At 61.3% G+C, this 12955-nt stretch carries 12 protein-coding genes; 7 read left to right on the forward strand and 5 right to left on the reverse strand.

Annotation, left to right across the window (positions count from 1 at the left end):
* The first annotated feature begins 1 nt into the window (after position 1).
* Genes pstA through phoU form a run of 3 tightly spaced genes read left to right on the forward strand, consistent with a single transcriptional unit; the run spans position 2 to position 2455 of the window.
* Positions 2–877, forward strand: a complete 876-nt coding sequence (gene pstA / locus PY793_RS07100) for a phosphate ABC transporter permease PstA (RefSeq protein ID WP_275177401.1) — start codon at positions 2–4, stop codon at positions 875–877.
* Between the two features lie 29 nt (positions 878–906).
* Positions 907–1707, forward strand: a complete 801-nt coding sequence (gene pstB / locus PY793_RS07105) for a phosphate ABC transporter ATP-binding protein PstB (RefSeq protein ID WP_275177567.1) — start codon at positions 907–909, stop codon at positions 1705–1707.
* A gap of 31 nt (positions 1708–1738) precedes the next feature.
* The gene (gene phoU / locus PY793_RS07110) at positions 1739–2455 is read left to right on the forward strand and encodes a phosphate signaling complex protein PhoU (protein WP_086646124.1); all 717 of its coding nucleotides are present in this window, start codon (positions 1739–1741) and stop codon (positions 2453–2455) included.
* 122 nt (positions 2456–2577) lie between these two features.
* On the opposite strand, the gene PY793_RS07115 is transcribed toward phoU, so the two are convergent.
* Both PY793_RS07115 and PY793_RS07120 read right to left on the reverse strand, forming a co-directional pair.
* Complete coding sequence (locus PY793_RS07115) at positions 2578–3465, reverse strand: SDR family oxidoreductase (RefSeq protein ID WP_275177402.1); 888 nt, start codon at positions 3463–3465, stop codon at positions 2578–2580.
* 38 nt (positions 3466–3503) lie between these two features.
* The gene (locus PY793_RS07120; RefSeq protein WP_275177403.1) at positions 3504–4844 is read right to left on the reverse strand and encodes a hypothetical protein; all 1341 of its coding nucleotides are present in this window, start codon (positions 4842–4844) and stop codon (positions 3504–3506) included.
* Positions 4845–5047: 203 nt separating this feature from the next.
* Here PY793_RS07120 and rplM point away from each other — a divergent pair, with 203 nt between their 5' ends.
* Both rplM and rpsI read left to right on the forward strand, forming a co-directional pair.
* Positions 5048–5524, forward strand: coding sequence for a 50S ribosomal protein L13 (rplM, locus tag PY793_RS07125; protein ID WP_275177404.1), 477 nt, complete (start codon positions 5048–5050; stop codon positions 5522–5524).
* A gap of 4 nt (positions 5525–5528) precedes the next feature.
* Complete coding sequence (rpsI, locus tag PY793_RS07130; protein WP_086646120.1) at positions 5529–6017, forward strand: 30S ribosomal protein S9; 489 nt, start codon at positions 5529–5531, stop codon at positions 6015–6017.
* A 111-nt stretch (positions 6018–6128) separates the two neighbouring features.
* Here rpsI and PY793_RS07135 read toward each other — a convergent pair whose 3' ends face one another.
* Positions 6129–7655: a S10 family peptidase gene (locus PY793_RS07135; protein WP_408744685.1), complete on the reverse strand. Its 1527-nt coding sequence runs from the start codon at positions 7653–7655 to the stop codon at positions 6129–6131.
* Between the two features lie 207 nt (positions 7656–7862).
* Between PY793_RS07135 and PY793_RS07140 the strand changes: the two genes are divergently transcribed.
* Positions 7863–8372: a hypothetical protein gene (locus PY793_RS07140; RefSeq protein ID WP_275177406.1), complete on the forward strand. Its 510-nt coding sequence runs from the start codon at positions 7863–7865 to the stop codon at positions 8370–8372.
* Between the two features lie 114 nt (positions 8373–8486).
* Here PY793_RS07140 and PY793_RS07145 read toward each other — a convergent pair whose 3' ends face one another.
* Positions 8487–10253, reverse strand: a complete 1767-nt coding sequence (locus PY793_RS07145; RefSeq protein ID WP_275177407.1) for a DEAD/DEAH box helicase — start codon at positions 10251–10253, stop codon at positions 8487–8489.
* Positions 10254–10379: 126 nt separating this feature from the next.
* Positions 10380–12287 (reverse strand): hypothetical protein, encoded by a 1908-nt coding sequence (locus PY793_RS07150; RefSeq protein WP_275177408.1) that lies wholly within the window; start codon positions 12285–12287, stop codon positions 10380–10382.
* A gap of 176 nt (positions 12288–12463) precedes the next feature.
* Here PY793_RS07150 and PY793_RS07155 point away from each other — a divergent pair, with 176 nt between their 5' ends.
* Positions 12464–12865, forward strand: coding sequence for a VOC family protein (locus PY793_RS07155; protein ID WP_275177409.1), 402 nt, complete (start codon positions 12464–12466; stop codon positions 12863–12865).
* The last annotated feature ends 90 nt before the right edge of the window (positions 12866–12955 follow it).

Consider the following 12955-nt stretch of genomic DNA (forward strand, 5'->3'; position numbering starts at 1 on the left):
GATGAAGGCGAACAATACCCTCATGCGGGCGGATCGCTCCGCCTCGCTGCTCTGGCGGCGCCACATGTGCGACAAGCTTGCCACGGGCCTGAGCTGGCTGGGCATGCTGATTGTGGTGTTCATGCTCGGCTCCATTTTGTGGACCCTGTTCAAAAATGGTCTGGCGGGCATGAGCGTGCATCTGTTCACCCTGTCCATGGCAGCGCCAGGGCAGCCCGGTGGGCTGGCCAACGCCATTATGGGCAGCCTGATCCAGACCGGGCTGGCTATCCTGATCGGCGCGCCAGCAGGGCTGATGACAGGGATCTATCTGGCCGAATACGGGGCGGGCAGCCGCATGGCGCGCATTGTGCGTTTTGTGTCGGACATGCTGCTCTCAGCACCGTCCATCCTGATCGGCCTGTTTATCTACATGATGCTGGTTGTCCCGTTCGGGCATTTTTCCGGTTTTTCGGGTGCTGTGGCGCTGGCCATTCTGGCCATGCCCATTGTGGTCCGCACGACCGAGGACATGCTGCGTCTTGTACCTGTGGCCATGCGTGAGGCCGGTATTGCGCTGGGTGCGCCCAAATGGCGGGTTATCCTGTTTATCTGTGTCCGGGCCGTGCGTGCGGGCATCATGACCGGGGTGCTGCTGTCCATCGCCCGTGTTGCGGGGGAGACTGCGCCCCTTCTGTTTACCTCGCTGGGCAATTCCGAATGGTCGCTTGACCTCGGGCGCCCCATGGCCAGCCTGCCCGTGGCCATCTACCAGTACGCTGGCTCCGCTTATCAGGACTGGATGCAGCAGGCATGGACCGGCGCGCTGCTGGTGACGCTGGGTGTGCTGATTATCAATATTGTAGTGCGGGTCGGAACCCGCGGAGGACGGTCATGAGCATAGAGGTTCCCGTAAAAGCGACAGGCATGACCCAATCGTTGGACAGCACCGCGGCCAGCAGGGATGTACAGCATCCTGTGGCCATGCAGGTCCGGGGGCTGAACTTCTATTACGGCACGTCCCACGCACTGCATGACATCTCTATCGATTTTCCCGAGCGTAGTGTTACGGGCATGATTGGTCCTTCAGGCTGTGGCAAGTCCACCCTGCTGCGTGTGCTCAACCGGATGTACGACCTGTACCCCGGTCAGCGCGCCACGGGTGAAGTGATTTTTGACAAGCAGAATATCCTCAATTCGGGGGTGGACCTGAACGTTCTGCGTTCGCGCATTGGCATGGTGTTCCAAAAACCCACGCCATTCCCCATGTCCATCTACGACAACATTGCCTTTGGCATCCGCCTGCATGAGCGTGTCTCCCGCTCCGAAATGGACGGACGGGTAGAAGACGCCCTGCGCCGCGTGGCCCTGTGGGCAGAGGTACAGGACCGGCTGAGTGCTTCGGCCACGGCCCTGTCTGGTGGCCAGCAGCAGCGCCTGTGCATTGCCCGCACCATTGCCGTACGCCCGGAAGTGATTCTGCTCGACGAACCGACAAGCGCACTGGACCCGGTTTCCACCGCCCGGATCGAGGAACTGCTCGACGAGCTTAAAACCGAGTTCACCATTGCCATTGTCACGCACAACATGCAGCAGGCTGCCCGCTGTGCGGACCAGGTGGCGTTTTTCTATATGGGGCGCCTGATCGAAGTGGACAGCACCGCCCGTATGTTCACCACCCCGCGTGAACAGCAGACGCAGGACTACATTACAGGCCGCTTTGGCTGAACGCCGAGCACAGGGCACGGAGGAAAGCGTTATGGGCAACGAACCCGCACATACCATTACCCGCTACGATCAGGAGCTGGACCGGCTGCGTGGCATTGTGGCGCGCATGGGTGGTCTGGTGGAGCGGCAGACCGCTCAGGCCATCGCCGCCGTGGTGAACCAGAATGAAGAAGCCGCTCTGGAACCCCCGGAGCTGGACCCCGAAGTGGACGCGCTGGAGCGTGAGGCCGAAATGCTGGCCATCCGTATTCTGGCCCTGCGGGCACCTATGGCGGTGGACCTGCGCGTTATCGTGGCCGTGCTCAAAATGAGTGGTGACCTTGAGCGGATCGGGGATTACGCCTCCTCCATCGCGCGCAGGGCGGGCAAGGTGGAGGTTCTGGACGGGGCTGTTTCCTTCAGCGCCCTGCGGGCCATGGCGCGTCTGGTGCAGGAAAACCTGCACATGGCCGTGGAATCCATGGTCGAGAACGATGCAGAGCGCGCGCAGGAAGTGTGGAAAGCCGATACGGCGGTCGATGAGCTGTACACCACCATGTTCCGTGAACTGGTGACCTATATGATGGAAGACCCCCGCAAGATCGGGCCGTGCATCCATCTGCTGTTTGTCGCCAAAAACCTTGAGCGGATCGGGGACCACGCCACCAATATTGCCGAGCGTGTGTACTACGCGGTTACGGGGGAAATGCTGCCATCCGTACGCCCACGCGGCGGTGCGGCCCGCACCAATGTTGAACAGCCCGAATAAGTTGGCCCCCGGCAGGGGCAGGCACGGGTGCTAATACCGTGGGTTGTGCCGCAGGATCGGGCAGTCTGGCTTTAAAAAGTCAGACTGCCCGTTTTTGTCTGGGCACCCGTCCGGGCTTCAGGTCAGGTCCGTGGAGTGTCTGGGCCCAGCGCAAAAAACGTATGGTGTAGTCCCTCGGCCAGTCCAATGGGCCGTACCCCCAGTGTGGTTTGCATGGGGAGAATATCAAAATCCTTGTTTTCCAGCAGGCGGCGGATTTCGTCCGGGCCAATGCGGGGCAGGCCGGGCACGTAAGAGCCCAGACGGGCAAGGACCGTAAGCAGGCTTGCAGGCACGGGTATGGTCGGTCGGGGCGCAAGCCCTGCCGCCGCAGCCACCATGGCGGCAAACTGGCGGTAAGGCACGGCATCTGCCCCGGCAATGACCAGACTGTGCGGGCCATCCCATGCCCTGTTCAGAGCCGCCAGAATACAGGCGGTTACGTCCCCCTGCCAGATGGGCTGCACCAGAGCACGCCCCCCACCGGGCAGGGGCGTAAACGGGAGCAGGCGCTGCACGGCGGCCAGCCGCTGCACGGCGTTCTCGCCCTGTGCGCCGTAAATCATGGTGGGGTGCAGGATCACGCCTGACCGGCCGGAGTCCATCAGGGCTCGTTCCCCCAGTAGAACGCCATTGCCGTGTACATCTGGCCAGAGGGTGAACTTGCGCGTGCTGCCAAGGCACACCAGCCGGGCCGTGGCAGGGGCTGCGGCCAGCAATGCGGGAATATGGCGGGCATGCGCGGTACAGACAATGTGCGTTGCATCGGCCAGTGCGGCGCGCAGCGGGCCGGTTGGGCCATTTAGCGCCGCAATGCGCGGAGTGGGCAGGCCGGAGGCGCGCGCGGGGTTGCGTATGACAGGCACAACGGGCGTGCCCCGCAGGGCCAGTGCCTGACACACGGCCCGCCCCGACCGGCCGGAAGCGCCAATAACATGTACGGGGTGCGAAGGGGGCTGGTGGGGGCGCATTGCGGTGTGTCTGCTGGCTGTGGTCAGGTGATATGGTGTTAGTGCGCCTGAACGGACAGTCCGATTTTCTGTGCTAGTTCGGGCGTGGAGGCAAGCTCACCCAGCGAGGCGGCTACCTGCATGATCGGCATGGGCTGTTCCGGTTTCAAGGTTACGCTCAGGGTCTGTCGGCCGGGGTTGGCCAGCCAGTGGAAGAAGCTGGCAAAGGTGGGGTTCCGCGCCGTGGCGGACTGGGCCTGCACATAGGCCAGCAGACCTTGTGGTGGCAGGTCGCGGGCTGCGGCAATGGCCCCGAGTGCCTTGGGGACCAGCCCGTGGTCTATGTAGTCGAGCGAGAGGGAGATCACACGCATTTCCGCATTGCTGTCAACCAGCATGGAGGCGGATGTTGCCTGCCCGAGTTCGCCGTGGATATGCAGCCGCCCCATGTTGGCGGAATCGATGCTGAGGGTTTCCAGATGCAGCGCGCCGGTTTTGGGTGTGTGTGTGTCATTGAGCACCACATCGCCTACAAAATGGTCATACCCGAGCGAGGGCATCCAGCCCATGTTGGGTACGCTCGGCCATAGTTCCAGCCCCTGTATGCTGGAGACTTCCTGCTCGGTGGAGTCGGTATGGGTTGCGTGGGACAGCACGCGCCTGGCGCGCACAAGCGGGGTTGGGCCATCCATGCTCAGCTGGTCAATGCTGATATCGCGCGTACTGGCATGGGCGGTGTAGGGCGTGCCCGTGGTCAGGGTTTTGTACAGGTCGGCAAGGGCTACGCCATCCACGCTGATGGACTCGGCCCTGATATGGCGCGGTGGAGCCGCATCGGTGGAAAGCTGCACGTTGCGGGCTTGCAGGTGTGATGTTTCGCCCGTGCCAAAATTGTCCATGCTGGCGCTCTCTGCCGACAGGTCGGATTGCAGGGCGCTGACAAAGCCGTGCAGACCGGTAGCCTGTGCGTGGCCGATGCTCAGGGTCTGCGCACCGGGGGCAGTGGGGTCCTCTGCTCTGGTGGGCAGGGTCAGATCGTCCATTTCCATGGTTTTCAGGTGCAGGCTGCCTGTGGTGTCCGCCAGCTGGAAGTTGCGGAAGCTCAGGTGGTGAATCCGGGTTGCGTCGGAATCCTGCGTGTCGGGCTTGGTCAGTTCCGCCTCATCGGCGGTCAAGGTTTCCGATCCCTGCCGGAACACAAGGCCGTTAAACCGCACGCTGCGGCCCAGCAGGCCCGACTTTGCCCGCGTATAGGTGAAGGAGACATCCGGCCCCAGCGCCTGTTTGAACCGCTCGATCCCTTTATCCACCATCACACGTTCTGCGTGGTGGGCACCAAACCATGCGATCCCGCCGAGAATGGCGATAACGGAGACCGTGACAAGAACGTTCTTCTTCACGCGTTGGAAATCCTGCTGTTTTCACCACAGTCTTCAGCTTTAGTGCATGCGGGGGTGGGGGGCAAGCGGTGCAACGGTAACATGTTACCTAGAGAAAACTGCCTGAAAATACGGTCATTAACTGCAATACCTCTTGACGGCCCGTGCGCCACCCATCATAACCCGCCATCAATACGTAACTGTTCTCATATGGAATCAGTGTCATGAAGACCACCCTCTCGCTGAAGCCCGCGGAGGTGACGAAGAACTGGATCCTGATCGATGCCGAAGGTCTCGCTCTGGGTCGTCTCGCCGTCATCATCGCCACGCGCCTGCGCGGCAAGCACAAGCCTCAGTTCACACCGCATGTCGATTGCGGCGACCATGTTGTTGTCATCAACGCCGAAAAAGTGGCGCTGACCGGCAACAAGGCGGACCAGAAGCTCTTTCATTACCACACCGGCTATGCCGGGGGTATCAAGACCCGCACGGTCTCGCAGCGCCTGAACGGCAAGCACCCCGGCCATCTGGTCGAAAAAGCAGTTGAACGCATGATCACGCGTGGTCCGCTCCAGCGTGAGCAGATGCGCAACCTGCATGTGTACGCTGGCGCTGAACACCCCCACGGTGGTCAGACCCCCCAGGTGCTTGACGTTGCGGCGATGAACCGCAAAAACGTCGTTAACGCTCAGAAGGGCTGAGACAATGTCTGAAACTCAGGAACGCACAGGCACGCTGGCCGATCTGAAGACCGTTGCACCGGTTCTGGCCGATTCTGCTCCGGTTTACGAAGCAAAGCGTGATGCACAGGGCCGCTCCTACGCCACTGGCCGCCGTAAGGATGCCGTGGCCCGCGTATGGATCAAGCCGGGTAAAGGTGAAGTCACCGTTAACGGCCGTCCGGTTGTTCAGTATTTCGCACGCCCCGTGCTGCGCATGCTGCTCACCCAGCCCTTCCTCGTATCCGATCGTTACAACCAGTTTGACGTGGTCTGCACCGTAACCGGTGGTGGTCTGTCCGGTCAGGCGGGTGCGGTTCGTCACGGTATCAGCCGTGCGCTGACCCACTACGAACCCGAGCTGCGCAGCATCCTCAAGGCCGCTGGCTTCCTGACCCGCGATTCGCGTCAGGTTGAACGTAAAAAGTACGGTCGCGCAAAAGCCCGTCGTTCCTTCCAGTTCAGCAAGCGCTGATCCGGTTCGGACTTCGGTTTTTTGTTCGGCAGACGGGCGGGGGGATTTTGGTCCCCTCGCCCGTTTTGCGTTTAAGGCCTGCGGGGCCGGGGTGTTGATGTGTTTTCTGGCTCAGGGAGCCAGAAAGGTGCGTACATCGCGCGCAAGGGCGGCGAGGCTGTCTGTGCGGGTATAGAGCATGTGCCCGCCGGGGTAGACGTGCAGGCCAATACGGCTGCGGCCGACGGGAATATGCTCCGCCACCCAGCGGGAGGACGCATAGGGGCACACCAGATCGTACGCGCCGTTGGCAATGAACACCCGCAAGGTGGGGTTAAGGGCCAGCAGGCGGCGCAGGGTGGGAATGGGGCGCACAATGGGGGTGTTTGCGTCGCGGTAGTCCCATGTCTGGCTGATGGCATCGTTGAGCAGGTTGTAGCTTAGGTCAGTCCGGTAGCGCAGTTCGGTTGTGGCGTACTGCTCAAAGGCGCTGCCATAGGCGTGGCCAAACCCATCCAGCATGGGGTCGGGGCTTTCTCCATTGTCCACTCCTTCGGGGAAGGGGTCGGCAATGGAAAGTGTGGCGTCATACAGCGAATACAGGCGGCCATCGCGGCTGCGTATGTCGTGCGCCTCTGGCCGGGGCATGCCGCGCTGTTTGGTAATAATATCCTGCTCAATGCCGGTATGGTTTGCGACCGCCTCGTAAAAATCCTCGGCATCATCACCTGCGGGGGGCGTGCCTGCCAGTGTGCTCAGGTATGGCCCCGTGGCGTACCGGTATGCCGTGTCCAGATGCTGGGCGGTGTTCTCGGGCGTCAGCTTGTGCTGGAGGGCCAGATTGGCCGCTTCAAGCGAGGGCAGCACAAAGGCTTCGGCCAGAATGTTGTTTTCCGTATCCAGCAGGGTCATGTCCAGCGCCGGGGAGATCATGATCATGCCATTGAGCAGAATGTGCTGGTCTTCGGCCAGAGCATTGGCCACCTCTATGGCGCGCAGGCCGCCATAGCTTTCCCCCGCAAGGTAGCGGGGGGACATCAGGCGTTTGTTGGCGTTGGCCCAGAGCTGGATGGCCTTGGCGAAGGCTTTGGCATCCTGCTTTACGCCATAGAACTGCTTGTCCGCCTGTTTGGGGTCGGTAGGGACCGACCAGCCCGTACCGGGCGCGTCCAGAAAAACCAGATCAGCAGCGCTCAGCCAGCTTTCCGGGTTGGGTCTGATCTGTGCATTGGCGCCATCAGCGGGGTTGCCTGTGGGAAAATCGAGCGTGACCGGGCCTGCCGCTCCAAGGTGCAGGTAGGCAGTGCCCGCGCCAGGCCCACCGTTAAAAAAATATACGACCGGCCTGCGTGCAGGGTCCGCCCCATCCCGCGTATAGGCGGTATAGAACATGCGTGCCGTGGGTTTGCCTGCATCGTCACGCAGGGTCAGCGTGCCTGCCGTTGCGGTGTACGTCATTTTTTGCCCGCCAAAGGTGCCGTTATGGTGGGTGACCGAATCCTTGGGCAACATGGCGGCGGCGTCATGGAATGTGTCTGTGGCATCGGGGGTCTGGGCGGGCTGGCCTGCTTCGGTCCGCGGGGGGGCAGGGGCTGTGACCGCCAGCGCGGATGTGGCGGACAGGCAAAGGGCAAGGCAGAGGGGCAGACCGGGCCACAGACCAGCGCGGACAGAGGTGGAGTGGTAAGGTGCTGGGCGTGTGATCACGGTTGTATCTTCCTTTGCAGGCTTGTACTCAGGAGCCATGCTGCGTGTGCAAACGTGTTCCTGCAAGGGTGGGCTGGACTATTTTTTGCCTCAATCCCATGTCTTACACATAACCGACGTTCGCACTGTGAAGGTGTGGAACACAGGAAAGGAATATTTATGCTCTCTATTCGGAAAATTGCGCTCCTTGGTCTGCCCCTGTTTGCCTTTGCAGGCACGGCGTCTGTTGCGCATGCCGATCCGTGCCTGTCCCTGAGTGGCTGTGTCCAGCAGGGTGTGAACAATCAGGTGGAATCCGCCAAGAACGCAGGCAACCAGTTTACGTCTGGCGTGCGCGATCAGGCCAAGCAGCGTTGGAACAGTGCAACCGAAGCCGAGCGTGAAAAACTGCTGGCCAAGGGGGGGGCGCTGACCAGCAAGGGTGCCAACGCCACGGAAAAACTGAATAACGCGGAAAAAACCGTTAAAGACCGCTGGAACAATGCCAGCACGACCGAACAGCAGAAAATTCTGGCCCAGCGTGACAAGCTGACCAATACGGAAAAAAATGTGAAGAACCGTTGGAACAATGCGTCTGACAGCACCAAAAACGCATGGAAAAGCAAAAAAGACCAGTTGAAGTCTGACGTGAACAACGCAACCACCCTGCCGTCCCTTCCCCCCCTGTAAGGGTGGGTGTGGCCACGGGCCAAGGCGCTTTCAGGCCATAAAAAAAGGCTGCCCCTTTACCGGGGGCAGCCTTTTTTGTAGGCCCCTGCTCCAGTAGGAGAAGGGGCACGCAGATTATTTGCGCTTGCGTGAGGACGGGCCGCTTTTGCCAGCCGGTGGGCCTTTACGGTCAAAATTGGCGCGGCCTTTTGGCGGGCCACGGCGTTCGCCAAACGGGGGGCGGCCACCGCCACCCGCACCGGGCGGGCCTTTGCGGGGAGCTTCTGCGGGTTCTACGGTCATTTCGTCCGCATCGGCAGCAGCGGCACAGGCGGCAAAGCGTTCGGCCTTGTCCTGTGCGATTTCTACCAGTGTATGGTCGTTTACAATGCGGATTGCGCCAATATCCTGCTTTTTAATGCCGCCCAGACGGCACAGAACAGGCACCAGCCATTTGGGGTCTGCCCGGTCTGCCCGGCCGACAGAAAGGCGGAACCAGCTTCCGTTCATGTCGGGTGCGCGTTCACGCGGCTCACGCGGAGGGGCGTTTTCGTCCCGTGGGGCGCGGGTGCGGGTGGCGTCTGGCGTAATCACGCGTAGCTGGGCGGGCTCAGGTAGGCTTTTGCGCCAGAGGCCCACAAGGGCAGTGGCCAGCTGTTCAGGCGTGTGCTCGGCCACCAGACGGGCGGTAAGTGCCTGAATATTCTCGTTCTCCGAAGGGGGGAGCGAGAGGAAGTGCGCCCCCAGAAGGCGCTCGGCATCGGCTTCGGCAATGGCCTGCGGGGTGGGTGCACCACTCCATTCCGCCGTTACTTTGGCTGCCTGCAACAGGCGTTCGGCCAGACGGCGGCGTGCGGGCGGAACCAGCAGAACACAGGTGCCCTTTTTGCCTGCGCGGCCCGTACGGCCCGAGCGGTGCAGCAGTGTGGCGGGGTTGGACGGCAGGCTGGCATGGATGACCAGCCCCAGGTCTGGAATATCAATACCGCGCGCGGCCACGTCGGTTGCCACGCACACGCGGGCCTGCCCGTGGCGCAGGCTTTCAATGGCGCGGGTGCGTTCGTTCTGACCCAGATCGCCCGAAATGGCGACAGAGGCAAAACCGCGCTCGGTCAGGATGTGCTGGAGTTGGCGCACGGCCTCACGCGTGTGGCAGAACACAATGGCGGAGGGCGAGTCGATCAGGCGCAGTACGTTGACAACCGCCCGGGCCATGTCGCCCTGATCCACCAGAACGCCACGGTAGGTAATGTCCGCATGGGCGGTGTTGGTGCCCACCGTATCCACACGCAGTGCGTCATGCTGGTAGCGTTTGGCAAGGCCTGCGATCTCACGCGCAATGGTGGCGGAGAACAGCAGGGTGCGGCGGTCCTTGGGGGTGGCGTCCAGCAGGGTTTCCAGCTCGTCGCGGAAGCCGAGGTCGAGCATTTCATCCGCTTCGTCCAGCACGGCGGCCTTGAGGTGCGACAGGTCGAGGTTGCCACGCTTGAGGTGGTCGCACAGACGGCCGGGCGTACCCACAACAATGTGGCAGCCAGCAGACAGGTGGCGGGCTTCCGTACGGGGTTCCATACCCCCTACGCACGATACGATCCGTGCGCCCGTCTTGGCATAGAGCCATTCCAGCTCGCTCCGGACCTGAAGTGCCAGTTCACGCGTGGGGGCAATGACCAGCGCCATCGGTGCGCCAGCAGGGCCACAGCGCTCTGCGCCGTTCAGAAGCGTATCCGCCAGGGAAAGGCCGAAGGCGACCGTTTTGCCCGAGCCCGTGCGGGCGGAAACCAGAAGGTCGCGGCCTTTGGCGTCATCGGCCAGAATGGCGGCCTGAACAGAGGTAGGGGCTTCAAACCCGCGCGCGGCCAGAGCCTGAGCGAGCGGGGCGGGAGCATTTTGGAAAGGCATATAAATGAGGTCCAGACAAACAGGTAGGAGAGAGGAAATAAAGCGTCCTGTCCGGAAAGACCTCTCTCTCGTGCCGGGGAGTATACTGCTGACCCGCAGTGCCCCGGCAACCTGTAAAAGACATCCTTACTGGAAGGGTAGGTAACGGAAATCCATAAAGAGTTCGCTCAGGCTGGTGTCTGGCGCGCCACCGTTGCCCTCCCACGCATGAATGCGCGAATAGGCAAGCTGCACACCAGCTTCCACCGTACCATAACGGCCTTTAAAGAAACGATACCACGCTCCGATTGTGGCTTCCATAACACTATGGATGTTACTGCCAGCCGCACAGTTACCACTCAGCTCGGTATAGCACCCTGTGTTGTTATAGGCAGGGTTGCCGTAACCGTAGGCTTGACCACCTTCCGAGAAGTAGCTGCGACCGGCCTGTTGGTAGCCAAAATAGCCATACACGTCAATGAGTGGGTTGGGGTGGGCAATAATTCCCGCTGTGCCCTGCATGGAAAACAGGGGTGAAGGCGCACCACTGGCCTTGAGTGTGGCATCGGGCAGCAGCACCGAGCCGTAACGGCCAATGCCGTAGCCCGCCAGCCCCGCCAGCCGCACTTCCACCTTGTGCGGAATAACCGGCAGGATCATGGACCCACCGCCGCCGCCGCCTATGGCCGTATGGTTCTGGCCCGCCCCAAGGGTGGAAACGCGGTCATGTGGGAAGTGGAGAATACCCTCCACTTCGTAATGGCCCCAGTGCGGGTCCCAGGCGATCTTGCCAATGACATCGGGTGCGATTTCGTTGGGGAACAGGGCATCGTTGGTCAGGCCCACGCCGCCGGACCCCACGGTAACGGTCTGCCCTCCGGGCATGATCACCTGCCCGTCCGATGTGCCATTGTGGAAGGAACCGGTGCTGTACAGCGTTGCCGAGTTCTCAATTGAAAGGCCGGTCCACAGGCGGTGGTTCAGGAAGTCCTTTACAAAGCGGAACTGGAGCTGACGCGCCCATGTCTGCCCTGCCAGCATGGAGGATTCTATGGTTTCGGGCAGGCTTTCCTGTCGGGGGATAATCCCTACGCGGCCGGGGGTGAGCATGCTCCACGCCTGCCCGGCAAGGAAGTGGAAGTTTTCCTTGCTGTTGTCATACGCAAGATAGGCCTGACGCATGCGGAACGCGTAGCTGTTGCTCTCATAGGCATCGGTGGTGTCGGCGCCTGCGCCAAAGTCCATTTCGAACACGCCCGAAATGGTGGAGTCTTTGTCAATATTCCCGCGTGCCATGAGCGAGAGACGGCTGTAACGTGCGCTGCCTTCAAAATTGTTGGTATGGTAGCGCGGTTCGTTTTTGAAGGGGGTGTCCTGCCAGAAGTTGAAAGTGCCGCTGGCGGTGTGGCGGTTGCTCTCCACGGCGGAGGCATCAATAAACCCACCGAGGATAAGGGTAACGGGGCCGAGGTGGAACACGCCGTGGTCACCCAGCGCGCCTGCCGCCTGTGCGCCTGCCGTCTCACGCGAGTGGGGGCCAACGCCGTTTTCCGCCAGGCGGGAGATCACGTCTTCCGCGCGGTGGCCAACTACGGATTCTACGGTTGGCGTGTCCTCAGCACCTCCAAAAACGGGCTGGGCGTCGGGCATGCCGGTATGGAAGTGCCCGTTGCCGCCAAGGTGGTGAATCCCGGCTTCTTCTTCATGGTCGGCGGAGCGTACGGCAATGCCTGCCTCATGGTCAGCAGCGTCCATGCTGGCGATCTGGTGGGCGGCCAGGCCGTGATGGGCCGCGACACTCCCTCCATGGGCCACAGAGCGGTGCGCGGCAATCTGCTTCTGCACGCTTACCAGAGCTTTTTGCAGTGCCCTCTGTTCGGACTGAATGCGCGTAATCTGCTGTTCCAGCGCATCCAGAGCGCTTTCGTCCCCTGCGGCCATGGCCGGTGTGCCAAGGCACAGCAGCAGCGGGCCGGAGGCCAGCATTGTGCCCACACACAGGCGGGCTTTCATGCAGTGCGCCCAAGAGGCGTGCAGGGACTTAAAGATACGCATGCTCTCTTCATTTGCTGACAAGTGTTACGCGGGAACCTGTTTTAATCAGAACCATTTTAGCCCCCCTTTAGTAAAGGGAGACATGCTTAAAAAATAATTTCAGAACAAACGCGCCTGTCGTTAAAAAAGACGCAGTAGAGTTTAAAAAACAGGGCATTGGGAAAAAGGAAGTCTTCATGGTCAGAATGATCCACAGCATGCTGCGTGTGCTGGATGAACGGAAATCTGTCGCCTTCTATACCGGTACGCTGGGACTTGTACCGGTTGGCCGCTTTGAGTTCGACAGCTTTACACTGGTCTATCTGGCCAATGACGAGCAGAGTTTTGAACTTGAACTCACCATCAACCACGGTCGCACGGAGCCTTACACTCTGGGGGACGGCTATGGGCATCTGGCGGTTTCGGTGGCGGATGTGGTGGCCGAGCACGCCCGCATGCAGGCTGCGGGCTACCCGGTGACCCCGGTTAAAACCATGCAGCATGCGGGCACGGTGGTCGGGCAGTTTTTTTTCCTGACCGATCCGGACGGATACAGGATCGAGGTGCTCCAGCGCGGCGCGCCGGGCCGCTTTGTCTAACCCCCCATCCGGCGCAGACAGGCCGGGACAGCAGGGCGTGCGCCATGCTATGCTTTGCGGGCCAGTGCAGCACTCATCCGTGCGGGTGGG

The organism is Acetobacter fabarum, assembly GCF_029069195.1.
GTDB lineage: Bacteria > Pseudomonadota > Alphaproteobacteria > Acetobacterales > Acetobacteraceae > Acetobacter > Acetobacter fabarum_A.